At 72.3% G+C, this 26,734-nt stretch carries 19 protein-coding genes; 7 read left to right on the top strand and 12 right to left on the bottom strand.

Features of this window, described 5'->3' with window-relative positions; genetic code table 11:
• Positions 1-8: 8 nt before the first annotated feature.
• The 3 genes from KSNIM_RS27770 to KSNIM_RS27760 all read right to left on the bottom strand — a co-directional run bounded on the left by KSNIM_RS27770 (position 9) and on the right by KSNIM_RS27760 (position 3,394).
• Positions 9-806: an ABC transporter permease gene (locus KSNIM_RS27770; RefSeq protein WP_263105854.1), complete on the bottom strand. Its 798-nt coding sequence runs from the start codon at positions 804-806 to the stop codon at positions 9-11.
• On the bottom strand, positions 803-1,801 hold the full coding sequence (locus tag KSNIM_RS27765; protein WP_263108134.1) for an ABC transporter ATP-binding protein: 999 nt from the start codon (positions 1,799-1,801) through the stop codon (positions 803-805). Before KSNIM_RS27765 ends, KSNIM_RS27770 begins: the two co-directional genes overlap by 4 nt.
• Positions 1,802-2,212: 411 nt before the next feature.
• Positions 2,213-3,394, bottom strand: a complete 1,182-nt coding sequence (locus tag KSNIM_RS27760; protein ID WP_263105853.1) for an NYN domain-containing protein — start codon at positions 3,392-3,394, stop codon at positions 2,213-2,215.
• A gap of 160 nt (positions 3,395-3,554) precedes the next feature.
• Between KSNIM_RS27760 and KSNIM_RS27755 the strand changes: the two genes are divergently transcribed.
• A complete protein-coding gene (locus tag KSNIM_RS27755) occupies positions 3,555-4,316 on the top strand; it encodes a hypothetical protein (protein ID WP_263105852.1) in 762 nt (253 codons plus the stop codon).
• Between the two features lie 79 nt (positions 4,317-4,395).
• On the opposite strand, the gene KSNIM_RS27750 is transcribed toward KSNIM_RS27755, so the two are convergent.
• Together KSNIM_RS27750 and KSNIM_RS27745 are read right to left on the bottom strand one after the other, a co-directional pair.
• On the bottom strand, positions 4,396-5,424 hold the full coding sequence (locus tag KSNIM_RS27750; RefSeq protein WP_263105851.1) for an aspartate-semialdehyde dehydrogenase: 1,029 nt from the start codon (positions 5,422-5,424) through the stop codon (positions 4,396-4,398).
• Between the two features lie 325 nt (positions 5,425-5,749).
• Positions 5,750-6,625, bottom strand: a complete 876-nt coding sequence (locus KSNIM_RS27745) for a dihydrodipicolinate synthase family protein (protein ID WP_263105850.1) — start codon at positions 6,623-6,625, stop codon at positions 5,750-5,752.
• A gap of 72 nt (positions 6,626-6,697) precedes the next feature.
• Here KSNIM_RS27745 and KSNIM_RS27740 point away from each other — a divergent pair, with 72 nt between their 5' ends.
• Positions 6,698-7,597 carry a LysR substrate-binding domain-containing protein gene (locus KSNIM_RS27740; protein ID WP_263105849.1) on the top strand — a complete coding sequence of 300 codons (900 nt, stop codon included), beginning with the start codon at positions 6,698-6,700 and terminating at the stop codon, positions 7,595-7,597.
• 18 nt (positions 7,598-7,615) lie between these two features.
• Here the strand turns inward: KSNIM_RS27740 and KSNIM_RS27735 are convergent, their stop codons facing one another.
• Entirely contained in the window at positions 7,616-8,377 is a 762-nt protein-coding gene (locus tag KSNIM_RS27735; protein WP_263105848.1) for a class I SAM-dependent methyltransferase, read from the bottom strand.
• A 78-nt stretch (positions 8,378-8,455) separates the two neighbouring features.
• On the opposite strand from KSNIM_RS27735, the gene KSNIM_RS27730 reads away from it, so the two are divergent.
• Together KSNIM_RS27730 and KSNIM_RS27725 are read left to right on the top strand one after the other, a co-directional pair.
• Positions 8,456-8,902, top strand: coding sequence for a type II toxin-antitoxin system PemK/MazF family toxin (locus KSNIM_RS27730; RefSeq protein WP_030262694.1), 447 nt, complete (start codon positions 8,456-8,458; stop codon positions 8,900-8,902).
• Between the two features lie 126 nt (positions 8,903-9,028).
• Positions 9,029-9,781, top strand: coding sequence for an RDD family protein (locus KSNIM_RS27725; RefSeq protein WP_263105847.1), 753 nt, complete (start codon positions 9,029-9,031; stop codon positions 9,779-9,781).
• A gap of 52 nt (positions 9,782-9,833) precedes the next feature.
• Here KSNIM_RS27725 and dnaE read toward each other — a convergent pair whose 3' ends face one another.
• Positions 9,834-13,367 (bottom strand): DNA polymerase III subunit alpha, encoded by a 3,534-nt coding sequence (dnaE, locus tag KSNIM_RS27720; RefSeq protein WP_263105846.1) that lies wholly within the window; start codon positions 13,365-13,367, stop codon positions 9,834-9,836.
• A gap of 260 nt (positions 13,368-13,627) precedes the next feature.
• Here dnaE and KSNIM_RS27715 point away from each other — a divergent pair, with 260 nt between their 5' ends.
• Both KSNIM_RS27715 and KSNIM_RS27710 read left to right on the top strand, forming a co-directional pair.
• A complete protein-coding gene (locus KSNIM_RS27715; RefSeq protein WP_263105845.1) occupies positions 13,628-14,215 on the top strand; it encodes a hypothetical protein in 588 nt (195 codons plus the stop codon).
• A 68-nt stretch (positions 14,216-14,283) separates the two neighbouring features.
• Positions 14,284-15,621: a DUF2252 domain-containing protein gene (locus tag KSNIM_RS27710; RefSeq protein WP_263105844.1), complete on the top strand. Its 1,338-nt coding sequence runs from the start codon at positions 14,284-14,286 to the stop codon at positions 15,619-15,621.
• An 83-nt stretch (positions 15,622-15,704) separates the two neighbouring features.
• Here KSNIM_RS27710 and KSNIM_RS27705 read toward each other — a convergent pair whose 3' ends face one another.
• Positions 15,705-18,005: a trypsin-like serine protease gene (locus KSNIM_RS27705; RefSeq protein ID WP_263105843.1), complete on the bottom strand. Its 2,301-nt coding sequence runs from the start codon at positions 18,003-18,005 to the stop codon at positions 15,705-15,707.
• A gap of 367 nt (positions 18,006-18,372) precedes the next feature.
• On the opposite strand from KSNIM_RS27705, the gene KSNIM_RS27700 reads away from it, so the two are divergent.
• On the top strand, positions 18,373-22,419 hold the full coding sequence (locus tag KSNIM_RS27700) for a polymorphic toxin type 27 domain-containing protein (protein WP_263105842.1): 4,047 nt from the start codon (positions 18,373-18,375) through the stop codon (positions 22,417-22,419).
• 54 nt (positions 22,420-22,473) lie between these two features.
• Here the strand turns inward: KSNIM_RS27700 and KSNIM_RS27695 are convergent, their stop codons facing one another.
• The 4 genes from KSNIM_RS27695 to KSNIM_RS27680 form a co-directional block, all read right to left on the bottom strand.
• Positions 22,474-22,857: a DUF6193 family natural product biosynthesis protein gene (locus KSNIM_RS27695; protein WP_263105841.1), complete on the bottom strand. Its 384-nt coding sequence runs from the start codon at positions 22,855-22,857 to the stop codon at positions 22,474-22,476.
• A gap of 314 nt (positions 22,858-23,171) precedes the next feature.
• Positions 23,172-23,591: a DUF3052 domain-containing protein gene (locus KSNIM_RS27690; protein WP_263105840.1), complete on the bottom strand. Its 420-nt coding sequence runs from the start codon at positions 23,589-23,591 to the stop codon at positions 23,172-23,174.
• A 2-nt stretch (positions 23,592-23,593) separates the two neighbouring features.
• Positions 23,594-24,178, bottom strand: a complete 585-nt coding sequence (locus KSNIM_RS27685; protein ID WP_263105839.1) for a dienelactone hydrolase family protein — start codon at positions 24,176-24,178, stop codon at positions 23,594-23,596.
• A gap of 133 nt (positions 24,179-24,311) precedes the next feature.
• Complete coding sequence (locus KSNIM_RS27680) at positions 24,312-26,612, bottom strand: M9 family metallopeptidase (RefSeq protein ID WP_263105838.1); 2,301 nt, start codon at positions 26,610-26,612, stop codon at positions 24,312-24,314.
• Between the last annotated feature and the right edge of the window lie 122 nt (positions 26,613-26,734).

The following is a 26,734-nucleotide window of genomic DNA, read 5'->3' as shown; positions in this document are numbered from 1 at the left end:
CCGGCGGGTCAGCGGGTGGCCCGCCGGTACGCCCAGGTCGCCGCGGAGAGCGAGCAGAGGCCGACGGCCGCGCAGACGCCCAGGTCGCCGAGGACGGCGGCCCAGTCCGGGGCGGGGTCGAAGGTCCGGGCGAACGCCTCCACGCCGTAGGTGGAGGGCAGCAGGTCGCGCAGCCACTGCACCGGCCCCGGCAGGTTGCCGGCCGGCAGCACGCCGAGCAGCAGCGCGGCGGACATCCCGAGCTGGCCGAGCAGGGTGGCGATCTCCTGGCGCCGGGCGAGCAGGCCGCAGGCGGCGCCGAGTCCGGACAGGGCCGCGCCGGCGAGCGGCACGACCGCGAGCAGCACCCAGAGGTTGCGGGCCGGCAGGTCGAACAGCCAGGCGCCGGCCGCGGCGGTGACCAGGGTGCCGGGCAGGGTGAAGGAGGCGTAGGCGCCGGCCGCGCCGAGCACCACGGCGGCCGGCGGCACCGGCAGCGTCGCGTAGTGGTCGAGTCCGCCGGTGGCGCGCAGCTTCCCGAAGTACTGGGCGAGCAGGTTGAGCGCGACGAAGGCGACCACCAGCACGGCCGAACCGGCGACGACGGCGTGCGCGGCCGGGTTGCCGCCGCCGTCGACGACGCCGCGCATCATCACCAGGATGCCGAGCGACTGGAAGGTGGCGACGAACAGCAGCGGGATGCGGGCGACCTTGGCCCGGGCGAGCTGGGCGCGGTACACCGCGGCGAGCGAGGGCAGCAGCCGGGCGGCGGGGGCCAGCTCGGCGGGGGTGGCGACGGCGGGGGCCGGGGTGTCGAGGAGCGTCACTTGGCGAGTCCTTTGTGCCGGCCGCCGAGCTTGAGGTAGGCGTCCTCCAGGCTGGGGGTGGCCAGGGTGAAGTCGTCGAGCGCGGCGAAGGCGGCGCCGCCGGTGACCGCGGCGACCAGTTCGCGGGCCTGCTCGGGGGTGGTGCGGACGGTCCAGCGGCGGCCGGTGCGCTCGGCCCGGGCGGCGAGCTCGGCGACGGCGGGGACGTCGAGCGGGGCGTCGGTGCGCCACACCAGGTCGAGCCGGACGTCGCCGTCGACCAGGGCCTTGAGGCCGCCGGGGGTGTCGCAGGCGATGACCCGGCCCTCGTCGACGACGGCGACCCGGTCGAGCACCGTCTCGGCCTCGATCACGTTGTGGGTGACCAGCAGCACGGTGGTGCCGCGCTCGGCCCGGCGGCGGTCCACGGCGGACCAGACGGCGCGCCGGGCGACCGGGTCCATGCCGGTGGTGGGCTCGTCCAGGACGAGCAGCGGGCGTTCGCCGACCAGGGCGGCGGCGAAGCAGGCGAGGCGGCGCTGGCCGCCGGAGAGCTTGGCGAGCGGACGGCCGGCCAGCGGTTCGAGGCCGAGTTCGGCGAGCACCTCGGCGGCCTCGGCGCGGGCCCGCGTGCGGCCGAGGCCGCGCAGCCGTCCGGTGGTCTCGGCGGCGAGGGAGACGGTGAGCTCGTCCAGCGCGGTGGACTCCTGGCCGAGGTAGGCCAGCAGCCGGGCGGCCCGCTCGGGGTGGCGGACGATGTCGTGGCCGAGGATGTCGATGCTGCCGGCGTCCGGGCGGAGCAGGCCGGTCAGCTGGCGCACCAGGGTGGATTTGCCGGCGCCGTTCGGGCCGAGCAGGCCGAAGATCTCGCCGCGCCGCACGGTCAGATCGATCCCGGCGTTCGCGGGGACCTCGGCGGCCTTGGCGCCGCTGCCGGTGCGGTAGGTCTTGGCAAGGCCTCGGACGGTGCAGCAGGCCGGACCCGGAAGGTCGTCCCGGGCCCGCGGCGGGGCCAGGGGTGCCTGCCGGTCGGTGTCGCTCACGCGAGAGAACTTTACGCTCCGCGGCACCCGAACCGGGCACGGGGGCCGGTCGGGGCCGGTTCCGGTCGGTACGGCTCCGGCTCGCGGTGGCGGGCCCGCGGCGCCGGATCGCGGTGGCGGGCCGGGGAGCCGGGGAGGTGGCCGGGACGAGCAGGAGGTGCCGTGGGGGCGCAGCCGGGCGCCGCGGCGGTCCCTACCGGCGGCGGGGCCGGTGAGCACGGACGCGGAGTCCGGGCCGGGCAGCGGCGAGCCGGCCGGGTGGCGGGCCCGGTGGTGGGCGTGGTCGCCGCGGTCCTGGTACTGCTCCCCGTGGTGCGGATCCACCTGGCGCAACGGCTGTCCGCTGCCGCACTGCGGACGGCGGCCGGGTGCGGGGAGCCGCCGTCAGTCGTCGGCCGTCGCCGTGCGGCCGCCGGGGACGCGGACGGCGAGCTCCTTCCAGAAGCCGTCCCGGATCGCGTAGCGGTCCGCCTCGTCTATCTGGTCGTCCTTGTGGGCGAGCAGGCCGAAGCGGGCCGCGTAGCGCAGCAGCTCACCGTCGAGGCGGTGCGGGATGCGTGGGTAGTCCGTCCACAGCACGGCGAGCCGGTCCGCCGCGCCGAACCGGTCGATCCAGCGGCGGGCGAAGACCTGGCCGACCTCGCCGGCGTCGCCGCCGACACTGGTGATGTCCTCCTCGCGGTCCGCCCAGCGCTGGGCGGAGGTGGTGAGCTGGGCCAGGGTGGGCAGGCCGTCGCCGGCGGTGGCCGAGGTGTCCGCGGGCGGCCGGTCGACCCAGCCGCGGTCGGAGGTCCAGCGCAGCACCGGCCCGCCGTGCGCGGTGGCGGCCGCCCGGTCGGCCGGGAGCCGCTCGGCGGCCGAGCGCACCGCGAGGTCCTTCGGGGTGGGCACCACCTTGAGCGCGGCGGCGGGCTGCGGGCGGCCGGCCGCGGCCGGTGCCTCGGGCTGCTCGGGGGCGGCGGCGAGCAGACCTGCGATCCGCGGCGCCGCACCGGGTGCCGGGAAGGGCGCGGGCACCTCGCGCAGCCGTACCCACTGCTCCATCCAGGCGCGGTCCAGGACGCGCCGCTCGTCGGCCTCCGCGACGAGGTCCTCGGACTGGTTGAAGTCGCCGTCGGCGGCCTGCAGCGCCCACAGGTGGACGGCCACCCCGTGCTCCTTGGCGGACATCACACCCGGCAGGAGATCGCCGTCGCCGGTGACCAGCACGATGTCGGTGCAGGCGTGGTTGCGGGCGAGCTCGGTGAGCTCGGCGTGCATCGCCGCGTCGACGCCCTTCTGCACCCAGCGGCCCTCCGCCCGGGTGAGTGCGCCCAGCCGGACGGTGACCCGGGGCAGCACCCGCAGCCTCCGGTGCTCGGGCAGCGGACGGCGTTCGGGCGCGGCGTCGAACCAGTAGACCCGCAGCAACGGCAGGCCGGTCTCGGCCTCGGCGCGCTCGCGCAGCGCGGCGATCAGCACGGTGTGGTCGACCGTCACCCGGGACCGGGCGGGCTCGCCGACCAGCAGGCTGGCGGCGGCGCCGAGCAGGTAGCCGGCGTCGACGAGGACTACGCAGCGGTCCACGTCCGCTCCTCTCCTCCGGTGACCCCCGGTGGGGCGGGGGCGGGCCCGCCAGCGGGGCGGGGGATTGGGCTGTGCTTACCCTCGGATCCGGCGTCGAACCGCCGCCGGCCGACCGGGCCGTGCCGGAGCACCCCCGGCCTGCGGCGATACTGGTGGGATCATGCGGAAGACTTCCTGGGCCCTGTGCGCGGCCGCGACCGGGGCGGCGGTGGCCGTGCTGGCGGTACCCACCGTCACCACCGACCGGTCCCACGGCGACACCACGATCACGTCGATCAGCGTCAACGGCGGACGGCCCGTCCTGCTCGGACCGCAGAAGGCGATGACCTTCCCGCTGGTGGTGGAGGCCCGCGACGACTCCGGGATCCGCACGGTCGACCCGGTCGGCGTGTGGGGGCCGAACTACGGCGTGCTCCGGGTGAGCCCGATGCACTGCACCGCCTCCTCGGCGACCGCCTCGGTGTGCCGCGGCACGGTGACGGTCGACCCGGCGGAGAAGCAGATCTTCAACGACGAGGCCGGCACCTGGTTCGTCGACCTGCAGGTGAAGGCCAACGACGGCGACCGCTACGTGGCCAAGACGGCCGGCGGCTTCTCGCTGAAGCGGGCGTCCAAGCTGTCCGGCTCGGGCGTCCCGGCGAAGGCCGCGAAGGGGCAGCGGATCACCGTGCAGGGCTGGCTGGCCCGCTCGTTCTGGACGGACAACCGCTTCCACGGCTATGCGGACGGCGTCGCGTACCTGCAGTTCCGCCCGGCGGACTCGCACCGCTGGACGACGGTCGCCGAGGCCGTCTCCACCGACTCCGGCACGGTGGAGGCCGACGTCGCCGTGACCGGGCCGGGCGACTTCCAGTGGTACGCACCGGGCGACAAGTGGACCGGCGACGCCGTCTCCCCGGAGATGCCGGTCGCGCTCCGCTGACAAGGACGGCACGCGGGACGGCCCCGCCCCCGTCGCAACGGGAGCGGGGCCGCCGGGTGTGCCGTACGGACCGGCCGGGTCAGCCGCGGAGCTCGGCGGCGACCAGCTCGGCGATCTGCACCGCGTTAAGCGCGGCGCCCTTGCGCAGGTTGTCGTTGGAGAGGAACAGCGACAGGCCGTTGTCGACCGTCTCGTCCACCCGGATCCGGCCGACGTAGGTCGGGTCCTGGCCGGCCGCCTGCAGCGGGGTCGGGATGTCGGTGAGCTCGACGCCGGGCGCGCCGGTCAGCAGCTCCACCGCGCGCTCCGGGGCGACCGGGCGGGCGAAGCGGGCGTTCACCTGCAGCGAGTGGCCGGTGAAGACCGGCACGCGGACGCAGGTGCCGGAGACCTTGAGCTCCGGGATGCCGAGGATCTTGCGGCTCTCGTGGCGGAGCTTCTGCTCCTCGTCCGTCTCGTTGGAGCCGTCCTCGACGATCGAGCCGGCCAGCGGGACGACGTTGAAGGCGATCGGGCGCTTGTAGACGCCCGGCGCCGGGTACTCGACCGCGGAGCCGTCGTGGACCAGCGCGGTCGCGCCGTCCACCACCTTCGACGCCTGGTCGTGCAATTCGGACACGCCGGCCAGACCGCTGCCGGACACCGCCTGGTAGGTGGAGACCACCAGGGAGACCAGGCCGGCCTCCTCGTGCAGCGGGCGCAGCACCGGCATGGCGGCCATGGTGGTGCAGTTCGGGTTGGCGATGATGCCCTTCGGGCGGTCCGCGATCGCCTGCGGGTTGACCTCGGCGACGACCAGCGGCACCTCGGGGTCGCGGCGCCAGGCGGAGGAGTTGTCGACGACGACGGCGCCCGCGGCGGCGACCTTCGGGGCCAGCGCCTTCGAGGTGGAACCGCCCGCGGAGAAGATCACGATGTCGAGGCCGCTGTAGTCGGCGGTGGCCGCGTCCTCCACCGTCACCTCGGTGTCCTGCCACGGCAGCGTGCGCCCGGCGGACCGTGCCGAGGCGAACAGCCGCAGCTGCTCGACCGGGAAGTCCCGTTCCGCCAGGATCTCGCGGACGACGCCGCCGACCTGGCCGGTGGCCCCAACGATGCCGATCCTCATTGCGTTTCCTCCATGTCGTGCTCGATCGGGTTGTGCTTGATCGCCGTCCGCACCCTGCCATCATGCCTTGTCACCGGCCCGGCCCGTCGCGGCGTCCCACGGTGTGGGCGGCGGCGCGGGACGGCCCGCGGCCCGCGGCCGGGAGCCCCTGCGGGTTCGGTGCGCGGGCTCCGCAAGATGTACGGGTGCGGTCGGCGCGGACGGGGATTCGTCCGAAAACAATTCGTTGCCGAACATGCGGCCGGAGCAGCGCCCCCAGTGGCAGTGCCTCAGGGGCGCGGGGAACTGCGCACGTCGGATGGGGCTCACCGTACGCATCCTGGTGTCACCGAGTCACGTCGGCGAGGCGGTCGAGGGCGGTGGCGACGGCGGTCGGGCTCGCGGGGAGCAGGGGCAGCCGGACGTCCGGGGTGGGGATGCGGCCCTGGGCGTGCAGGACACCCTTGACCACGGCGGGGTTGGGTTCGGCGAAGGCGGCGCGGGCGAGTGCGGCCAGCCGGTGGCCGAGGCCGCGGGCGCGGTCGGCGTCGCCCTTGCGCCAGGCGTCGGCCAGTTCGGCGTACTGCTCGGTGGCCAGGTGCGCGGAGGCGAGGATGCCGCCGTCGGCGCCGATCGCCATCAGCCCGGAGAGGTGGGTGTCGTCGCCGGCCAGGACGCCGCGCTGCCCCTGCCCGAGCAGCTCGACCACCGCGTCGTCGATCCCGCCCGCCGCATACTTCACCCCGGCCACGCCGGGCAGTCCCAGCACCTCGGCGAGCGTCCCGGCGTCGAGCTGCTGCCCGGTGCGGTAGGGGATGTGGTAGACGATCAGCGGGACGGGGCTGTGCGCGGCGAGGTGCCGGAAGTGCGCGAGCACCCCGGCCGGGCCCGGGCGGACGAAGGCGGGCACGGTGGCCAGCGCGGCGTCGGCCACCCCGTCGAGGGCGGCGAGCGCCTCGGCGGTGCGGCGGGTGTCTCCGCCGCCGACGCCGACCACCAGCGGTGCGCCGTGCGCCCGGCAGACCGGGGCGACCGTGTCGAGGACGGTGCGCTTCTCCGTCTCGTCGAGCGAGCCCGGTTCTCCGGTGGTGCCGAGGGCGACCAGCCCGGCCGCACCTGCGGTGAGCAGGTCGCCGGCGAGCCGGGCCAGGGCGTCCGCGGCGACGGTGCCGTCGGCGGCGAACGGGGTGACGAGGGGTACGTGAATCCCGTGAAGGTCCATGCCGTCGAGCCTGACGCCCCGGCATCGTGCAGGTCCAGTTCACATTTCCGAGGCTTCTCGTAAGCTGAGCCGATGCTCGACGTCCGCCGCCTGCGCCTGCTGCGCGAACTCGCCCACCACGGCACGATCGCCGCGGTCGCCGAGGCGCTCGCGTTCAGCCCGTCCGCCGTCTCCCAGCAGCTGTCCGTGCTGGAGCGGGAGGCGGGGGTGCCGCTGCTGGAGCGGACCGGGCGGCGGGTGGCGCTCACCCCCGCCGGACTGAACCTGGTGCGGCACGCCGAGGCGGTGCTGGAGCGGCTGGAGCAGGCGTCGGCGGAGCTGGCGCACGCGCGCCGCGGGCTGGCCGGGCCGCTGCGGATCGGCACCTACCCGTCGGCGGCACGGGCGATCGTCCCGGCCGCCCTGGCCGGGCTGGCGGCCCGTCATCCCGGGCTGGAGCCGATGGTCACCGAGGTCGACCCGGCCGCGGTGGCGGCGGCGCTGCGGGCGGGCGAGCTGGACGTGGCGCTGGTGCACGAGTACGACCTGGTGCCGGCCGAGCCGGAGCCCGGACTGGCGTTCACCCAGCCGGTGTTCACCGAGCCGATGTACCTCGCGGCGCCCGCCGCGGGCACGGTCGCCGAGCACCGCGGCTCGCCGTGGATCATGGCGCCGTCGGGCACGCTCTGCCATGCGATGACGCTGCGGGCCTGCCAGAGCGCCGGGTTCACCCCGCGGGTGCGGCACCACGTGGACGACTTCACCACCGTGCTCGCCCTGGTGGCGGTGGGCCAGGGCGTCGCGCTGGTGCCGCACCTGGGCACCGTGCCCGCCCCGCCGCAGGGTGTGGTGCTCACCCGGCTGCCGATGTACCGGCGGACCCGGACGGCCTTCCGCGCGGGGGCCGCCGCCCACCCTGCGGTGGCCGCCTTCACCGCGGCCCTGCACTCGGCCGTGCCGGCGGAACTGGGCGGCGGCGTCCCGCACCTCTGAGGGCCGGGCGGCCGGGCGTCAGCGGGGCTTGCGGGCGTCGACCAGGCTGCGGGCCGAGTGCGCGACGAACGGGCCGTCCGACTCGATCAGCGCGTGCAGGTCGCGCAGCCGGTCGCGGTACCGGTCGACGGAGAAGTCGGGCACCATCCAGATCACCTTGCGCAGGAACCAGACCACCGCGCCGATGTCGTGGAACTCGATCCGCAGCCGCTCGGTGCGCAGGTCGACGACCTCCAGCCCGGCGGCCTCGGCGGCGGCCCGCTCGTCGTCGGGGTGACGGCCGCGCAGGACGGACTCCGGCAGCGGGCCGAGGAAGTACTCGACCAGTTCGAAGACGCTCGCCGGGCCGACGTGCTGGGCGAAGTAGCTGCCGCCGGGCCGCAGCACCCGGGCGATCTCCGCCCAGCGCGGCACCACGGGGTGACGGCTGGTCACCAGGTCGAAGGCGGCGTCCGCGAAGGGCAGCGGCGGATCCTCGGGGGCCGCGACCACCACCGCGCCGAGCGGGTGCAGCAGTGCGGTGGACTTCGCGAGGTTGGGCGGCCAGCCCTCGGTCGCCGCCATCAACGGCGGGAAGGGGGCGGCCCCGGCGAGCACCTCGCCACCGCCGGTCTGCAGGTCCAGGGCGGCGCCGACCTGCGCGAGCCGTTCGCGCAGCAACCGCTGGTAGCCCCAGGAGGGGCGCTGTTCGGTGGCGCGGCCGTCGAGCCAGGAGAAGTCCCAGCCGTCCACCGAGGCCGCCGCGGCCTCGGCCACCAGGTCGTCGAAGGTTCGTGCCATCCCCCGATCCTCGCGCGGCGGGGGCGGCCGGGGCCACTGCTTATCGGGCGGTCACGCCACGGGCGCTACTCTTCGCGCATGGCAGAGCTGATCAACGAGGACGTGCCCGGCCGCTACGGCCCCGAGGCGACGGTCGAGGTCGAGGCGTACGAGGTCGGGCCGGTCCGCACCGAGTACTCCCCGCGGCACGACGGCGACCCGGACCCGGGCGAGATCGTGTGGACCTGGGTGCCCTACGAGGAGCGGGACGGCCGCGGCAAGGACCGTCCGGTGCTGGTGGTGGCCCGCGAGGAGGGCGGCAGCCTGCTGGCCGTCATGCTCTCCAGCAAGGGCCACGACGGCGACCGGGACTGGGTGCCGATCGGCTCCGGCCCGTGGGACAAGTCCGGCCGGGACTCCTGGGTGGCGCTGGACCGCGTCATGCGGGTGTGGGACGGCGGCATGCGGCGCGAGGCCTGCGCCCTCGACCGGGCCCGCTTCAACCTGGTCGTCGACAGCCTCCGCCGCCGCTACCGCTGGCGCTGAGCCGCACATCGGCGGGGGTGGCCGGTCGCCGCCCCCCCCGCCGATAACGATTCGCCGATCCCCGCCCCCGCTCCCGGGCGCCCTCAGTACAACTGGCGTACGACCTATCACCGGGAGCCCGAACACGTGAGCACCAACCACCCGTCCGGATACGGGTATCCGACGGACCCTCAGCAGAACCCCTATGCGCAGCAGGCGGGCCACCAGCCGCCGCCCGCCCCGGGCTACGGTGCGCCGCCGCCCCCGCCCGGGCCGCCCGGCTACGGCCCCGGTGCGTACGGGCAGCCCGGCAGCACCGCCCCCGGGTACGGCGCACCCGGCTACGACATCCCCGGCCAGGGCACTCCCGGGTACGGCACTCCCGGATACGGCGCACCCGGGTACGGCGCACCCGGGTACGGGCAGCCGCCGCAGGCGCTGCCGCACTGGCTCACACCGGCCGGCCCGCCCGGCGTGCCGCAGGCGCCGGGGAGCCGTGTCCTGGCCCCGCCCGGGGAGCGCCTGGTGGCCCGCCTGATCGACCTCGCGATCCAGCTGATCCCGGCCGTCATCCTCTACGCCCTGCTCGGGGAGTGGCTCGGGAACTTCTTCGTCGGCCTGCTGGCCTTCGCGTACGAAGCGGCGCTGATGGTCACCCAGCACGGCCAGACGGTCGGCAAGAAGGCGATGAGGCTGCGCGTGGTGGACGCCGCGACCGGCGGCCGGCCGACCGACAGCGCCCTCTGGGGACGCTCGGCCGTCGCCACCGTGCCCGGCGCCGTGTACTGCATCGGATGGCTGTTCGAGATGCTCGACGCGGCGTGGCAGCTGTGGGACAAACCGCTGCAGCAGTGCCTGCACGACAAGGCCGTGCGGACCGTGGTGGTCAAGGAGGGCTGACGGGCCCACCACCGCCCGGGGGCGCAGTTCCCCGCGCCCCCGGGCGGGCCTCTCAGACCGCCAGGCAGCTGGGGCCGAGGAGTTGCTTGAGGTCGCCGAAGAGGGCCGGGTCGGACTTCACCCGGTGCCGGTCCAGCCGCAGGACGGTGGTCTTGTTCCGCCCCTCCAGCCGCAGCCGGACCTCGGTGGTGCCCTTGTGGTGGGTGAGGACCTCGCCGAGGCGGGCGACCAGCGGCGGTGTGATCCGGCCGCTGGGGATGTTGATGACGATCGGTGCCTCGGCGTGCGCGTTGGAGAGGTCCGGGACGGACAGCTCCATGCCCATCAGCCGCGGCACGTCCTCCCGCTTGTCGAGCTTGCCCCGGACGAACACCACGGCGTCCTCGACGAGTTGCGAGGAGACCAGCTGGTAGCTGGCGGGGAAGAACATGCAGTCGATGGAGCCCGCGAGGTCCTCGACGGTGGCGATCGCCCAGGCGTTGCCCTGCTTGGTCATCTTCCGCTGGAGGCCGGAGATGATGCCGCCGATGGTGACGATGGCGCCGTCGGGGCGCTCGGCGAGGTCGGCGACGGCGCAGTCGGCCTTGTCGGCGAGGACGTGCTCGATGCCGTGCAGCGGGTGCGAGGAGACGTAGAGGCCGAGCATCTCCCGCTCCTGGGTGAGCAGGAAGGACTTGTCCCACTCCTCCTCGGAGAAGACCACGTCGAGGCCGAAGCTCGGCTCGTCGGAGACGGAGTCGCCGCCGAACAGGTCGAACTGGCCCTCGGCCTCCTTGCGCTTGACGCCGACCACGTTGTCGATCATCGGCTCGAACTGCGCGGTGAGACCCTTGCGGGTGTGCCCGAGGGAGTCGAAGGCGCCGGCCTTGATGAGGGATTCGACGGTGCGCTTGTTGCAGACCACCGACTCGACCTTGTCCAGGAAGTCCGGGAAGGAGGCGAACTTCCCCTTGGACTTGCGGGTGCGGATCATCGACTCGACGACCGGTCCGCCGACGTTGCGGATGGCGGTGAGGCCGAAGCGGACGGTGTCGTTGCCGTGCGGGGTGAAGTCGGCGTCGGACTCGTTGACGTCCGGCGGCAGGACGCTGATGCCCATCTTTCGGGCCTCGTTGAGGTAGACCGCGGACTTGTCCTTGTCGTCCTTGACCGAGGTGAGCAGGCCGGACATGTACTCGGCCGGGTAGTTGGCCTTGAGGTAGGCCGTCCAGTAGGAGACCAGTCCGTAGCCGGCGGTGTGGGCTTTGTTGAACGCGTAGCCGGAGAAGGGGACGAGGACGTCCCACACGGCCTGGATCGCGGCGTCGGAGTAGCCGCGCTCGCGGCAGCCCTTCTGGAAGGGGACGAACTCCGCCTCCAGGATCTCCTTCTTCTTCTTGCCCATGGCGCGGCGCAGCAGGTCGGCCTGGCCGAGCGAGTAGCCGGCGAGGATCTGCGCGGCCTTCTGGACCTGCTCCTGGTAGACGATCAGGCCGTAGGTGGGCTCCAGGATCTCCTTGAGCGGTTCCTCCAGCTCCGGGTGGATCGGGGTGATCTCCTGCTGGCCGTTCTTGCGCAGGGCGTAGTTGGTGTGCGAGTTGACGCCCATCGGACCGGGGCGGTACAGCGCGAGGACGGCGGAGATGTCCTCGAAGTTGTCGGGCTTCATCAGGCGCAGCAGCGAGCGCATGGGGCCGCCGTCGAGCTGGAAGACGCCGAGCGTGTCGCCGCGGGCGAGGAGTTCGTAGGTCGGCTTGTCGTCGAGGGGCAGATCAAGCAGGTTGATCTTGATGCCCTTGTTCTTCTCGATCGCCTTGACGGCGTCGTCCATGATCGTCAGGTTGCGCAGGCCGAGGAAGTCCATCTTGAGAAGGCCGAGGCCCTCGCAGGTGGGGTAGTCGAACTGCGTGATCGTGACGCCGTCGGTGTGCCGGGTCCAGACCGGGATGTGGTCGGTGAGCGGTTCGGCGGACATGATGACGCCTGCGGCGTGCACGCCGGGCTGGCGGATCAGGCCCTCGATGCCGCGGGCGGTGTCGATGACCTTGCGGACGTCCGGGTCGGTCTCGTACAGGCCGCGGATCTCGCCGGCCTCGCTGTAGCGGGGGTGCGAGGGGTCGGTGATGCCGGAGAGCGGGATGCCCTTGCCCATGACGTCCGGCGGCATCGCCTTGGTGATCCGGTCGCCCATCGCGTACGGGTAGCCGAGGACGCGCGAGGAGTCCTTGATGGCGGCCTTCGCCTTGATGGTGCCGTACGTGACGATCATGGCGACCTTGTCGGAGCCCCACTTCTCCGTCACGTAGCGGATCACGTCGCCGCGCCGGCGCTCGTCGAAGTCGATGTCGACGTCGGGCATGGAGATGCGCTCGGGGTTGAGGAAGCGCTCGAAGATCAGGCCGTGCGGGATCGGGTCGAGGTCGGTGATGCCCATGGCGTAGGCGACCAGCGAGCCGGCGGCCGAACCACGGCCCGGGCCGACCGCGATGCCCTGGCTTTTCGCCCACATGATGAAGTCGGCGACCACGAGGAAGTACGCCGGGAACCCCATCTGGATGATGGTGTCCATCTCGTACTCGGCGAGCTTCTTGTGCTCCTCGTCGTAGCCGCCCGGGAAGCGCCAGTCCATGCCCTCCCAGACCTTGGACTTGAAGAAGTCCGCCTCGGACTCGAAGCCCTCCGGGATGGGGAAGCGCGGCATGAGGTTCTTGAACTCGAACATGCCTGCGGTGTCGACGCGGGAGGCGACCAGCAGCTGGCTGTTGCGGCAGCCCTCCTGCCAGGCGTCGGAGGTGTCCAGGCCGTACATCTCGGCGGCCGACTTGATGTAGTAGCCGGTGCCGTCGAAGCGGAAGCGGTCCGGGTCGGAGAGGTTCTTGCCGGTCTGCACGCAGAGCAGCAGGTCGTGCGCGCCCGCGTCGCTCTCGGTGGTGTAGTGCGAGTCGTTGGTGACCACCGGCGGGATGTTCAGCTTCTTGGAGATCTCCAGGAGGCCGTCGCGGACCCGCTGCTCGATGTCGAGCCCGTGGTCCATCAGCTCCAGGAAGTAGTTCTCGGCGCCGAAGATGTCGCGGTAGTCGGCGGCGGACTTCAGCGCCTCGTCGAACTGGCCGAGGCGCAGCCGGGTCTGCACCTCGCCGGAGGGGCAGCCGGTGGTGGCCATCAGGCCGGCCGCGTGCTCGGCGATGATCTCCTTGTCCATCCGGGGCCACTTCACCAGCCAGCCCTCGGCGTAGGAGCGCGAGGTCAGCTTGAAGAGGTTGTGCAGGCCCTCCTTGTTGCGGGCCCAGATGGTCTTGTGGGTGTAGGCGCCGGACGCGGAGACGTCGTCCTTCTTCTGGTGCGGCTGGCCCCACAGGATGCGCTTGGTGTTGGAGCGGGACTCCGGGGCGACGTACGCCTCGATGCCGATCACCGGGGTGATGCCGGCGGCGGTGGCCTGCTTGTGGAACTCCGCGGCACCGTACATGTTGCCGTGGTCGGTCATCGCGACGTGGGTCTGCCCGAGCCGCTCGACCTCCTTGAACAGCTGCTTCAGCCGGGCGGCGCCGTCCAGCATCGAGTACTCGGTGTGGACGTGCAGGTGCGCGTACGGCTGGTCGCTCAAGGCGGGGCCTCCGGAGTCTCGGCATGATCGGAACCGGGCGCGAAACAGGTAAGGCCCGAGCCACCCTCAGGGCCCGGACCACGGCTTCCGCGTCGCGGCACCGAGTCTAGTCCCCTGCCGCAGGTGTCCCGTGCGTCGCCACGGATGCGCATGCTTCCCTCACTTTCGGGCATCGGGGAGGCACGGGTGGCCACCCGGGGTTCCGGCCCGGCCGTGCACGCCGATAGCCTCGGGCGCACTGACGTGCGAGGAGGGGTTCCATGGCATTCGGCCCGGTGGTGCAGCAGCGCTCGCGAGGCGGGGGGCTGATCGCGATCGGCGTGCTGATGCTCGTCCAGCTGGCCTCCGAACTCGGCGTGCTCGCGTACGACGTCGCACAGAAGGGCCCCGGCTACCTGCTGACCGCCGTCGGCCTCTCCTACGCGGAGTACGTCGACGCGCCGGTCGGCTTCTTCGGCTACGACACTGGGTACTGCGTCGCCCTGACGGCCCTCGCGATCGGTGCCTTCACGGGCGGGCGGTGGGTCCGCCCGGCGGCCGTGGTGCTGACCTCGGTGACCGGTTTCGCCTCCCTCACCCAGGTGCTCAACCAGGTGGTCTTCGAGGCCTCCCGGCGGACCTTCGCCGAGCCGGTCAGCCACCTGTGGCTGAACATGACCCTGCTGCTCACGGTGGGGATCGCGATCGCCGTCGCCGCCGTCGTCGGTGCGACCCGGCCGGCCGCCCCGGCCGCGCCCGCCCCGGTAGCCTTCCACCCGTACGTCCCGGCGCAGCGCCAGGCCCACCCGCCGATACCGCCGACGCCGCCCGGCCCCCCGTCGGCGCCGCCCGCGCCGCCGAACGCCTGAACCGCACCCGGCCCGCCGCGCGTCCTTCCCCTGCGGACCGGACAGCACCACCGATGGGACACCACGCCATGCCCGACCAGACCACCGTCGCCCACCGCGAGCCGGAGCGCGCCGAGACCGTCCTGCGGGTCTTCGACGACGCCTTCGGGGAGCTGCTGGCGCAGGACCCGGCCGCGTTCCGGGTGAAGTTCCGCAAGATGGCCGCCTCGGCCTTCGCCTTCTACCGGGGCACCGCCGCGCTCTTCTACGCCGACCTCACCACCGGCCCGTACCGGGAGTACGGCGCGCGCTTCCTCGACGAGCGGACCGGCCGGGTCTGGATCCACGGCGACCTGCACGCCGAGAACTTCGGCACCTACCTGAACGCCGAGGGCCGGCTCGTCTTCAACGTCAACGACTTCGACGAGGCCTACGTCGGCGCCTTCACCTGGGACGTCCAGCGGCTCGCCGCCAGCCTCGCCCTGATCGGCTACGCCAAGGCCCTCTCCGACGACACCATCAGCGGCCTGGTGCGCACCTTCGCCGCCGCCTACCGCCGCCAGATCGCGGCGCTGGCCGGCGACGGCGACGCCGCCCAGTTCACCCTGGACACCGCGGACGGGCCGATCCTCGACACGCTGCGCCGAGCCCGGCTGCAGACCCGGGTCGAGCTGCTCGACGCCGAGACCGTGGTCGAGGGCTGGGACCGGCGGTTCCGGATCGGCGGCGGCGCCTTCCAGCTGGACGCGGACACCCGCGCCGAGGTGCTGGCCGCCTTCGACCGCTACCTGGAGACCCTGCCCCCCGCCTCCCGCACCCGCCCGGACGCCCTGCGGGTCAAGGACGTCTGCGGCCGCCGCGGCATCGGCATCGGCAGCGCCGGCCTGCCCTCGTACAACCTGCTGCTGGAGGGCCACACCGACGCCCTCGAGAACGACGTGATCATCTACATGAAGCAGGGTCAGACCCCGGCCGTCTTCCGGCACGTCACCGACCCCGCCATCCGCGGCTACTTCGAGCACGAGGGCCACCGCACGGTCATCTCGCAGCGTGCCCTGCAGGACCACAGCGACCCGTGGCTCGGGTACACCACCCTGCACGGCCGCGGCCAGCTCGTCGCCGAGGTCTCCCCGTACGCGGCCGACCTGGACTGGACGGACCTCAACGAGCCGGACGACCTGCGCACCGTCACCGAGTACCTCGGCCGGGCCACCGCCACCATGCACGCCGCCGCCGACGAGTCCTCCAGCGGCCACAGCCTCGTCCCGTTCTCCACCGAGCACGCCATCGACAAGGCGATCTCCGCCGACGAGAACGGCTTCACCGAGATGCTCGTCGACTTCGCCCACGCCTACGGCGACCGCGCCCGCCGCGACCACCAGCTCTTCGTCGACCTCTTCCGCAACGGGCGCATCCCGGGGCTGTAGCGGCTCCCGGACGTGAGGAGGGCCCGGGGGCCCGGCGCATGCGGCGCCGGGCCCCCGGGCCCTCTGGTGTTGCTGTCGCCGGATCAGTACTTGGCGAACCAGCCCGTCAGGTCCACGATGGCGTGGCTGTGCGTGGCGTGGTTGTACAGGTCGATCTGACCGCCGCCCGTGGCGACCGTGGCGTGGGCCGAGAGGAGCTGGCCCGCGGAGAAGTTCAGCGAGCTGGACGTCGGGCGCGTGGTGCCGTGCGCGAACAGGCTGAAGAACCCGTCGGCGTCACTGCCGGTGGTGGTGGCGTTCACCACCACGGCGTCCGCGGTGGCCGGCAGGTTGCCGATGGTGGTGACCTGCTCGTAGGCGAGCGGCGCACCGTTGTTCTGCCGGGTGTCCAGCAGACGGCTCGGGCTCATCGGGTGGAACAGCTCGGTGGCGCTGGGGCTGTAGTAGCCGACCAGGTCCACGATCGCGTTGGTGTTGCCGCCGGAGTTGAAGAGACTGATCTTGCCGCCGGCGCCGATCGGCACGACGGCCTGGTTGGAGATGATCGCGCCGGGCGTGAAGTTGACGTTCGAGGTGCTCGGCCGGGTGGCACCGGTCGGGTGCGCGATGAAGAAGCCGCTCGCGGTGGACTGGACGGCCGTGAGCGTCACGACGGCCGCGGTGGCGTCGGCCGGGATGCCGTTCAGGCCCGTGATCTGGACGTCCTTGGTGGCACCGGCGCCGAGCGGACCGCCCGCCGAGCGGGTGTCCAGCAGGCGCACCGGAGTCTGCGGGGCGTACTTGTTCGGCGAGGTCGGGCTGTAGTACCCGGCGACGTCGACGATCGCGTCGAAGTCATTGGTGTTCGTCCACAGGACGACCGTGCCGTCCGGGCCGACCGGCGCCGTCACCAGGTTCGCGACGGTCTGGCCCGCCGCGAAGTTGACGGATGAGGTGGTGGGCTTGGCCTTGTCGTCCGGCCCGACCGCCACGAACCCGGCAGTCGACGGGTTCACCACGGTCACGTTGAGGAGCACGGCGCTGGCGCCCTGCGGCAGCTTGAACGGGCCGGTGCTGTTGGGACCCAGCTTCAGCACCTTCTCGTTGCCGCCCTGTCCCGCCACCGGAGCCCAGGTGCGGCCGCCGGCCGAACGGGTGTCCATGATGCGGGTGGGGGTGACGGGAGTGAACCCGGACGCCGGGTAGATGCCGGCCTTCTCCTGCAGCCATGAGGCCAGGTCGTCGACGCGGGTGTCGTAGGCGCCGCTGTGCTCGGTCTCCGCGCTGTCGAGGCAGCCCTTCTGCCAGGACCGGCTGTTGACGGCCACCAGCTCGTAGCGGAACTGGTGCTGGCCGACGGCCGCGTCAGGGGTCAGGTCGATGCTCTTCACGGCCGGGCCGCCGGCGGCACCCTTGCAGACCGGTCCGTTGCCGGAGCCCGGATCCGGGGACTTCGGGGCGAGGTCGATGCCGGTCGGAGCGACCGCGCCGACCTGCATCACCGAGCTGCGGCCGAGGTCGTGGGTCCAGTCGTCGGCCGTGCGCTCGAAACCGCCGACCGTCAGCAGACTCCCCGCCGCCGGGGCGGCGGTCGCGATCGGCATGGGTGTCACGTCGCGGATCGGGGTGGCCAGGCGGGCCAGCACGAGATCGCGGTCGGTGCGCGGAACCAGCTCCACGACGTCGTAGGCGGACGGCAGCGGAGGATCGCTCAGCCGGATCCGGGAGATGGTGGCGGTGGTCTTGTCCGCAGGCGCTCCGGCAGGCACGTCGATGCCCTGCTCCGGCTTGTCGACGAAGCAGCTCGCGGCGGTGAGGACCCACGACGGGGCGACGAGGGTGCCCGAGCAGCTGCGCTTGTCCCCGACCCCGATCCGCACCATGGTCTCGAGCGGGTCGGTCCGGCCGGGAAGCGTTCCGTGCTCGGGAGTCGGACCGGCGGGGACACCGGCCACGGCACCGGTGACGCGCATTTCGAGCAGAACGGACCGGGAGGCCGGGTTCGACCCCGCCTCGCCCACGCCGACGGCGGTGTCCGCGGGCACGTCGACCGTCTGGGCCTTGCCGTCGGTGGTGAGGCTGGCCTGCAGCGTGCGGCCGGTGGTCTCCAACCGGAACGTTTCGGGCACGTTCAACGCGAGGTAGCCGGTGGAGTACGGCGCGGCGAAGCACATGCGCTTCATGGCGTCGGAGCGGATGGAGCGGGCCCAGACAGCCACTTGGTGCGGCGAGGCGCACGAGGTGTAGGTGATGTGCCCATCGCCCCGGACCAACGTCGCGCCGGTGGTCTGCAGGATCTCCTGGGCGCCCGGATAGGCGCCGTCCTCCACCGCGAAAGGCGCCCCGGCGTTGGCGGCCGGCTCGGAGGCGGCGGCGAAGGGAGCAGGTGCACCGAGAACGGCCACGGCCAGCGCCGCAGCCGTTGCCGGAAGCCACCGGCGTATACGTGGAGCCATTGACTCACTCTCAAATCGGAATGCGCTCTTCCGCATTTATTGCATCGCGGAGGAACCGTTGCAATCACCGGATCATAGCGGCCCCTGCAATCGACATTTCATCAGGATGACGTTACTGGACGAATCATGACGAACAGTCACTGGAGCGGCCGGCGGTCACCCACTGATTCGACTGCGACTCGGCAGACTTGCCATCATTCCCTGCCGGTCGTTCCGTCCGGCCCTGCCGACGAGGAGGATTCTTTTGCGTCTCGACATATTCCGGACCGTGGGACACGGGAGGAGGTTCGTGGGCACACGCGGCGTGGGATGGGTCGTGCCGCTGGCACTGTTGGCCGGGCTGCTGTCGGCCGCGCCCGCAGCGGCGGACGACCCGGCTCCGGCCGGGCTGGGCGCCACTGACCGCGGGAAGGTCGTGCAGTTCTGGCAGGACGGCGGACCGGCGGTCAAGGCGGCTGCCGAAGCGGCCCTGGGCGCCTCCGGCCAGGACGCGGTCGGCACGTTCCTGTCCTCCGGGCGGGCCGCGGCCCAGGAACAGGACGACCGGGAAGCCACCCTGCAGATCGTCGCCCAGGGCGGCCGGGCTCTGCGCGAGGCCGCGCAGCACGCCCTGGCGGGCAACGCGCAGGACCTGGACGCGTTCCTCAAGGACGGCTGGCAGAAGCCCTTTCAGGAGGACCAGCTCGTCGAGGCCACCCGGATCGGCAACACCGGCGGCCGGGGGCTCAAGGAGGCCGCGAACGCCGCACTGAACGGTTCGGTCGAGCAGGTTCAGACCTTCCTGAACCAGGACCAGTACGGGCTGCGGGACACGGACGCCCTCGTCCGGCTGACGCAGATCGAGGGCGCGGGCGGTCCCGCAACCAAGCGCGCAGCCTCGATGGCCATGAACGGGTCGATCGAGGACGTCCGCGAGTTCCTGGCGGTCGGTCAGTACGTCTCGCGCGCACACGACCAGGAGTACGCGACCGTCGAGCAACTGGTCGAGCAGGCCCGAGCCGCCGGTGAGCAGGCCGAACGCGAAGCGGACGCGGCCAAGGACGCCTCCGCGCGTGCCGTGGCCTCGGCCCAGCTGGCAAGGGCCGCAGCGGAGCGTGCTGCCGAGGAGACCCGGGCCGCGAAGGGCGATGCCGCCCGGGCCATCGAAGCCAGTCGACGCGCGGCCGAGGCGACCCGACGCGCGGCGGACGCCGCCCAGGCGGCAGTGAGCGCGGCCCGCAAGGCCACCGCGGCCGCCCGCCTCGCCCACGTGACAGCCACCAACGCAGCCTACGCGGCCGCCGGTGCGGCCGAGGCCGCCAGCAAGGCGCTGGACGCGGCCGCGGCCGGTGCCGTCGATGCCGCCACGATCCACCGCGCCGAGGTCGCGGCCCAGCAGTCCGCCCTCGCCGTGCAGTGGGCGGACCGCGCGAGCATCGCGGCGAACGCGGTGAACCAGATGGTTCCCGCCCTCAAGAACCTGACGACCGACCTGAACGCGGCGCTGAAGGCCGCCGACGAGGCAGGTGACCTCGCCACCCAGGCGGGGGCGTCCGCCGCAGAGACCAAGGCAGCCGCGGCATCGGCCCGCCGTTACGCCGCGGAGGCCACCCGTGCTGCCGGCGCTGCCGAAACCCTGGCCTCGGAGGCCGGGAAGGCAGCGGCGGAGGCCCGGGACGCCGCGCGGTCCGCGTCAGCTCGCGCCGGAGCGGCCGCTGAAGCGGCCCGCCAGGCGACCTCGCACGCAGGTGATGCAGCAAAGGCCACCGAGCAGGCCCGGATCCACTCCGAGGCGGCGAAGGCCGCGGCGGACGCCGCAGCAGCCGCGGTCCAGCAGGCGATCACCGTCGAGGCCAAGGCCCGGAAGGCGGACGACGAGGAGCTCACCGCCCGCACCGTGGCCGGCCGCAACCAGGCAGAGGACCTGTCGGCGGCGTACCAGGTGTCGCAGCAGGAATCGGTTCGCGTCCAGGCCGAGACCAAGAAGCTGGACGAGGAGGCCGTCCGCCTTGCCGGACGGGCCGCCCAGCCCGATGCCAAGTTCGCGGACGTGGTTGCCGACGGCCGCCGCGTGGCCGTGGCCACGATGAAGGTCGGCGGCTCATGGAGCCGGGCGGCGGCCGAGTTCGCCCTGGCCGGCTCCGACAACGCCATGGCCGCCTACGCGCGAACCGGTTGGCAGACCGCCCGCCAGAGCGACGAGCGCGATCAGGTCCGGAACATCGCCCTCACCACACCGTACGACGCGGTGCGCGCCGCAGCGAAGGAGGCGTACAAGGGCGACAGCGCCAAGGTCCACGCCTTCCTCGAAACTGGCCAGCACAATGTCGCGTTCACCGACTACCAGGTCGAAGTCAGCCGCATCGCCCAGAACAGCGGACCTGATGTCAAGAAGGCTGCCGGCACTGCACTGAATGCCGGCAACGCCAAGGCCCTGGTCGAATTCCTCACCGTCACCCAGTACAAGGCCAGGGAGACCGACGACCGAGTCCTGGCGGCAGCTCTCGCCCAGAACGGCACTCCCGAGGTGAAGGCCGCTGCGGAAGCAGCCCTCGTGAGCCCACCCGGAGTACTGCGCACCTTCATCGAAACCGGCCAGCACCAGGCACAACGCCAGGACCAGTTGACCGCGATCCACGTGGCCCAGGTCAAGCAGGCCATCGCCGAAGCGGCCGACGTGGCCGCCAGGGCACGGCAGAACGCCAACGACGCCGCCAAGGCCTATGCGGTGGCACGCAGCGCCAAGACCGAGGCCGACGACTACGCGGCCAAGGCCCAGGCAGACGCGAACGACGCCGCGAAGGCGGCCAAGGACGCCCAAGCGGCTGCTGCTGAGGCCGAGAAGTCCGCCAAGCAGGCCGCCGAGTACGCGAAGACTGCCGGACAAGCCCGGCGCAGTGCCGTCGCCAGCGCGAACCAGGCTACGCAGTCCGCCAGTTGGGCTCAGGCCAGTGCTGAATCCGCGGCAGAGAGCGCCGGCAGGGCCTACGCTGCCGCCGCCGCCGCACAGCTCGTCGCCGAACAGGCAGGCCAGGATGCCAAGACTGTCAACGGCATATTCAACGACGCGCTCGACCACGTACGACAGGAGGAGCAGCAGCGGCAGTGGGCCGCGGAGTTCGACGCACGCCTGCGCGCCCACATGCTCTCGAGCCTCCCGCCGTGGATGAAGGGCATCATCGCCTTCAACAGTCTGCCCCTGGACAAGAAGCTCCAGGTCGCGATCGAGATGGCACACCTCGGACTCGACCTGCTCGGATCCCTCCCCCTCCCAGCCGTGAGTGTTCCGGCCAACCTGGCCAACTGCGGGACCTATGGCATGGAAGGGGCGATGGGCGACCAGGACAAGTACCTGGACGCCGCACTGTCCTGCGCCTCGGCCGTTCCCCTCGAAGGGTGGGGCACCCTCGGCGCGAAGCTCGAACGATGGGGCGCAAAGACCTCGAAGATCAGCGAAATGCTGCAGAAGGTCTGGCGCCAGGCGAACGCTGTCCCTCAGTGCTTCACCCCCAACAGCTTCCCGGCCGGCACCAGGGTCATGCTCGGGAATGGCACCAGCCGCCCGATCGAGGAGGTCCGTGTCGGGGACCAGGTGATGGCCACCGATCCGGCAAGCGGCGCGACACAGCCGCAGCGGGTCGAGGGGACTATTCGAACACCTGATGACCGGAACTTCACCGACATCACCCTCGCCGACAGCGCTAACAGCACCATCACTGCCACGGATCACCACCCGTTCTGGTCCGAGAGCCGGCACGTGTGGCTCCAGGCCGCAGATCTCACCGCGGCCGACACGCTCCGGACCCCTGACGGCCGAGCCGTCAAGATCGCCGCCGTCCGGAACTGGACGACGTCGCAACCGGCGTACAACCTCACGGTGGGTGTTGCGCACACCTACTACGTCTACGCCGGTCTCACCCCGCTACTCGTTCACAACAACGACGATCTCTGCAAGATCGGTGAGCATCTCGTCCTCGGCATCAACCCGTACTCGGACGCGTTGGCGAGCGATCTCAAGGCACGTACGTACAACCTGGGCGACTACGGCAAGCCCTTCCCAGGCGGTGATGGTCGCCCTATCTGGATGGTCGGCGTCGAACGGGCACTGGAAAACCCCGGAGTGGACATCACCGTGACACTCGATGGTGTCGAGGGCGCGAAGACGGCTGACGAGGCCCTGGCCAAGCTCCTCGAACGCGGCCGGCCCCTGGTCGGCCCCAATTGGGAGCTCGCCACACAGGGCGGCAATGGAACCGCGTGGGAGGTTGCAATTCTCCGACTCAAGGTCATTACGGGCCAGCGGCCCTGGACAAAGATCAAATGGTACTGGGACAAGAAACCCGCGAAGATCACCAAGCCTGATTGGGCCGATCCGATCGACTGAGCAGCCGGGCCACCCGCAGGCTTCCGCGGGTGGCCCGATCCATCGGCTCCGCCGTCAGCTCAAAGGCGGAAGGTCGTCCGGAGTTCCGTCGACAGCCGGACCGCAGCCGACGGGGAGGTTGTCCCTGACCATTCGGACGGCCTCATCAGCAGACAGCACCTCGCCGATCGTGGAGTTCCCCGGTTCGTGAAGCCGCATCACCCTGAAACCGGCGGACCCGTTCGGAAAGACCGACGGAAGGTCGCGCGACCAGGGAAACCTGGTGCACCGGCTGAACTGCAGCGAGCCGTGACTCACCATGGGGAACAGCGACCTGATGACGTCGTCGGCGTAAGCCGCCTCAACGAGGGCCTTGTCGATGAGATCCGGACTCAGCGCCCGTATCGCATTCCATGCTTCCGCCACCGGATCCGGCTGGGCTTCCGATCCTTCGCTCATACGGTTTCGGCCAATCTGTGGGATTCATTGTGTTCGCACTCTGAGGATATCGGCCGAGGGATCCCGTGACCTCCAAAGCACCGCGACAGGAGCATCCGATGGCTGGTCGGCGCGGGCACGGCCGAGGTCCCGTGGACGAGGCCGGGACCCTGCCGAGCAGTGAAGGCGGCGGCGCCATCCCTCGCTCCGCCCCTGGTCCTTCAGTGCAAGCCGAGCCGGGAACACGTACGCCTTCAACGCCGGATCAGGTCCGGTTCCGGTTTCGGCGTTCGGTCTCGGCGAGGAACGTAGCGCACCCGCGGTCGGCGGTCCGGTCAGGTCAGGCGCAGCTCCCTGCGGACGACGAACCGCAGCCCGGAGTACGTCGCGTCGACGGCGCAGACCTTGGTGTCCACCAGGCCGGTGGGCAGGGCGACCTCGCGCAGGACGTCCTCGGTGAGGTCGGTGGGGATGCGGGAGGCCTTCTTGGGCCAGGCGATCCAGAGGCCGGCCGCCGGGCGCATGGCCGCCCTCAGCCCGGCGAGGCGGGTGGTGAGGTCGGCCCGGTCGGCGGGGAACCAGAGGGCGGTGTCGAAGGGGGCCTCCCGGTCCGGACGGTGCTGGATCAGCAGGCCGTCCGGGAGACCGGGGATCGCGAAGCCCTCGGGGGCGTCGGCGAGCAGCAGGGTGTGGCCCGGCCGGATGCCGAGCTTGCGGGCGAGCGGGGTGCCCGAGTAGCCGGCCGCGGCGGGCACCGTCAGCCGTCCAGCTCCGCGAGGAACGCCAGCACCGTCGCCCAGGTGCGTTCGGCGGCCTCCTCGTCGAAGTCCGGGAGCTCCGGGTCGGTGTAGATGTGGCCTGCACCGCGGTAGCGGTGGACCTCGACGTCGGCGCCGGCCTTGGTCATCCGCAGATACCAGGCGTTCAGCCAGTCCTCCGGCTCGAACGGGTCGGGCTCGGCGACGTGCAGCTGGACGGCGACGGAGGTGGCGGCGTCGTCCCGGATGTCGGAGGTGCCGTGCAGCAGGACCAGCCCGGCGGCGTTGGTGTCCGCGAGGGCGAGGTTCTGGGCGAGGGCCGCACCGAGCGAGAGGCCGGCGTAGACCAGGCCGGGGCCGCCCTGGCCGAGCAGCGGGGCGGCGGCGTGGACGGCGCGGCGCAGCAGTTCGTCGGTGGTGATCTCGTCCTTGTACGCCATGCCGTCCTCGACGGTGTCGAAGACCCGGCCGTCGTACAGGTCGGGGGTGTGCACCTCGTGCCCGGCGGCGCGGAGCCGGTCGGCCGCGGCGTGGACGGCCGGGCGGAGTCCGTAGGCGGAGTGGAAGAGGACGATCTGGGCCACGGGGTGCTCCTGCGTGCTGGGAGACGTGCTCGGGGACGGTGCGATCTCCCATGATCCCCCACGGCGCCGACAAAGCGCGGGCCCGGCCCGCCGGGGTGCGGCGGGCCGGGCGCGGGTGCCGGAGGGCGCGGTGTCAGGAGGTCTCGACCCAGACCCCGTCGAAGCCCTGCTTGGCGTACAGGCTGACGAAGTTCCAGCCGGCGGGCGGGTTGGTCACGGTGAGCGTCTCGGTGGTGCCGGGGCCGGCCGACTTCGCGGTGTACGCGGTGTTGGTGGCCCAGTTGGCGTTGCTGTAGTAGAGGTCGGCGTCGCCGGTGCCGCCTCCGCTGGTGACGGTGAGGCGGGCGGTGCCGGCCGGGACCCACAGGTAGAGGTAGCGGTGGTCGCCGGTGGGCGAGGCGAGGTTGCTGCGGCGGCAGCCGGGCTCCAGCCGGCGGGTGTCGGGGTCGGTGCACTCGGGGCGGCCGCAGCCGGTGGGGGTGCAGGTGCCGAGCCAGCGGTCGAAGTCGGCGTCGTAGCGGGTGCCGATGGTGCCGGTGAGCAGGGTGCGGGCGCCGGCCCAGTCGCCGGTGCGGTAGCGGGCGAGCAGGGTGTCGACGTCGGCGCGGTGCGTCTCGATCACGTAGCGGACGGCCAGGTAGCCCCAGTTGTAGATCCGGGTGGAGTCGGCGTTGTCGTAGGTGGTGTCGAAGAGGGTGCTGAGCCGGTAGGTGTGCTTCCCGGCCTGGGTGAGGGCGTCGGTGTAGACGGCGCCGCGGTAGGAGTAGGACACGTACTCGGCGAAGCCCTCCACCCACCAGATGGTCGGGGTGCTGGTGCCGGCCGCGAAGTCGCCGTACATGTCGAACCGGCCGTCGAGGTAGTGGGTGTACTCGTGGTTGAGGTTCCAGATCTGGAAGTCGGGGCGCAGCCACTCGGCCTCGTGGGCGATGAAGCGGGGCTGGTTGCCGGCGGCGGAGGGGTCGCCCTCCAGGTACATGCCGCCGTTGTCGGTGCTGATGCCGTAGATGGCGCCGGCGTAGGTGCGGTAGTCGGTGCTGGAGTCGAAGACGACGACCTCGATGGTGGTGTTGCGGTCGCCGGCGACGGGGCCGTTGTCGCGGACGATGCCGTGCACGTAGGCGTCCTGACCGGCGAGGCTGGTGCAGGTGGCGGTGAGCTGGTCGGCCGTCATCTGCTGGGCGAGGATGCGGACGCTCGGGCTGCAGGTGCGGGTGACGGTGAGAACGGCGGTCTTCAGGCGGTTCGCCAGGTCGCAGGTGCCGTAGTAGGCGCACTGGGCGGCGTCGTACTCGGCGGCCATGTCGGCGAGGCCGACCCAGAGCTGGGCGGTGGGGCCGGTCATGGCGGTGCGGCCGAGCAGGTCCTTGACCAGCGGGCGGACGGCGGTCTGGAGTTCGGTGTGCTGGAGGAAGCGGGCGAGTTCGCGGCCGGCGTTGGAGACCAGGTAGCCGCGGTCGCCGCCGAGCATGCCGAGGTGGGCGCTCGCGAAGGCGCCGAGGGTGTCGAGCACGCCGTGGTCGGCTGCGACGGCGGCGACGAAGTCGGCCGACTGGTGGCCGCGCCAGAGCACCGTGTAGGTGTTGTTGACGGCGTTGAGCATCCACCAGGAGGCGTCGTAGCGGGTGTCGTAGTCGGTGAGCAGCCGCCGGACGACGGCGAGGTAGCGGGCGTTCTCGCCGGAGCTGTCGATCAGGGTGACGGCCTCGGCGAGGGTCTGGCCGTTGGCGTCGGTGACGTCGCGGGAGTGCGGGGCGGCGAAGAAGGCGTCCAGGGCGGCGCGGATCGAGCCCTGCAGGGCGGTGCCGTAGCTGCCGACGTCGCCGGAGTGGTACCACTGCACGTAGTAGCCGGCGCGCAGGTAGAGCACCAGCTGGGCGGCGGAGGTGCTGTTGTCACCGGGGTAGGCGGTGGAGACGTCCCGCAGGGCGTCGGCGACGGAGACCATCTGGGCCTCGCGGAAGGCGCCGCGGGCGTCCGTGCCGGTGAGGGTGAACAGCGTGTTGATGCAGCCGGTGTCGGCGGCCTTCACGGCCTGGACGAGGGCGGCACCGGTGCGGCCGGTGAAGTCGCCGACCGAGCAGGCGGCGGCCGCGGTGCGGGGTGCGACGGAACGGGACTCGGCGGTGCGGGGCTTGTCCCGCCGGGTGGCGGCGGCGTCGTAGGCGGGCTGGGGCGCCCGTTCGGCCGCGTCGGGGACGGCGGCGCCGGTCGCGGGGGCCTCGGCGGGGGCGAGTGCGGTGCCGGGCCGCTGGACGGTGGCCGGCCGCGGGGCGGGACCGGGCCGGGTGGTGGTGGTGCCGGGGTGCTGCGGGGTGTTCGGGGCGGCCTCGCTCTCGGTGGAGAGCAGCAGTCCGAGCGTCAGGCAGCAGACGACGGCGAGGGCGAGCCATCGCAGGGCGCGCAGGGGTGAGGGTATCCGGGAGGTGTGCACGTGGGGGCCTCCGGGCCTGGTGAATCGGCCGCGTGGGGGCGGCCGTTGACGGTGACGGGCAGGGCGGAGCGGTCCGCACGGCTCCGCTGTCCGTGAAGGTGTGACATGTACAATTGCACGCG

Origin of the sequence: Kitasatospora sp. DSM 101779 (assembly GCF_025655475.1) — a bacterium.
Lineage (GTDB): Bacteria > Actinomycetota > Actinomycetes > Streptomycetales > Streptomycetaceae > Kitasatospora.
The sequence above is the reverse complement of the archived record's forward strand: the minus strand, read 5'-3'. Positions and strand labels throughout refer to the sequence as shown.

What these genes read in the sequence shown, in the direction of transcription:
- KSNIM_RS27755 (WP_263105852.1), top strand. Translation starts at nt 3,555, where the DNA reads ATGCGGAAGACTTCCTGGGCCCTGTGCGCGGCCGCGACCGGGGCGGCG.
- KSNIM_RS27750 (WP_263105851.1), bottom strand. Translation starts at nt 5,424, where the DNA reads ATGAGGATCGGCATCGTTGGGGCCACCGGCCAGGTCGGCGGCGTCGTC.
- KSNIM_RS27745 (WP_263105850.1), bottom strand. Translation starts at nt 6,625, where the DNA reads ATGGACCTTCACGGGATTCACGTACCCCTCGTCACCCCGTTCGCCGCC.
- KSNIM_RS27740 (WP_263105849.1), top strand. Translation starts at nt 6,698, where the DNA reads ATGCTCGACGTCCGCCGCCTGCGCCTGCTGCGCGAACTCGCCCACCAC.
- KSNIM_RS27735 (WP_263105848.1), bottom strand. Translation starts at nt 8,377, where the DNA reads ATGGCACGAACCTTCGACGACCTGGTGGCCGAGGCCGCGGCGGCCTCG.
- KSNIM_RS27730 (WP_030262694.1), top strand. Translation starts at nt 8,456, where the DNA reads ATGGCAGAGCTGATCAACGAGGACGTGCCCGGCCGCTACGGCCCCGAG.
- KSNIM_RS27715 (WP_263105845.1), top strand. Translation starts at nt 13,628, where the DNA reads ATGGCATTCGGCCCGGTGGTGCAGCAGCGCTCGCGAGGCGGGGGGCTG.
- KSNIM_RS27710 (WP_263105844.1), top strand. Translation starts at nt 14,284, where the DNA reads ATGCCCGACCAGACCACCGTCGCCCACCGCGAGCCGGAGCGCGCCGAG.
- KSNIM_RS27695 (WP_263105841.1), bottom strand. Translation starts at nt 22,857, where the DNA reads ATGAGCGAAGGATCGGAAGCCCAGCCGGATCCGGTGGCGGAAGCATGG.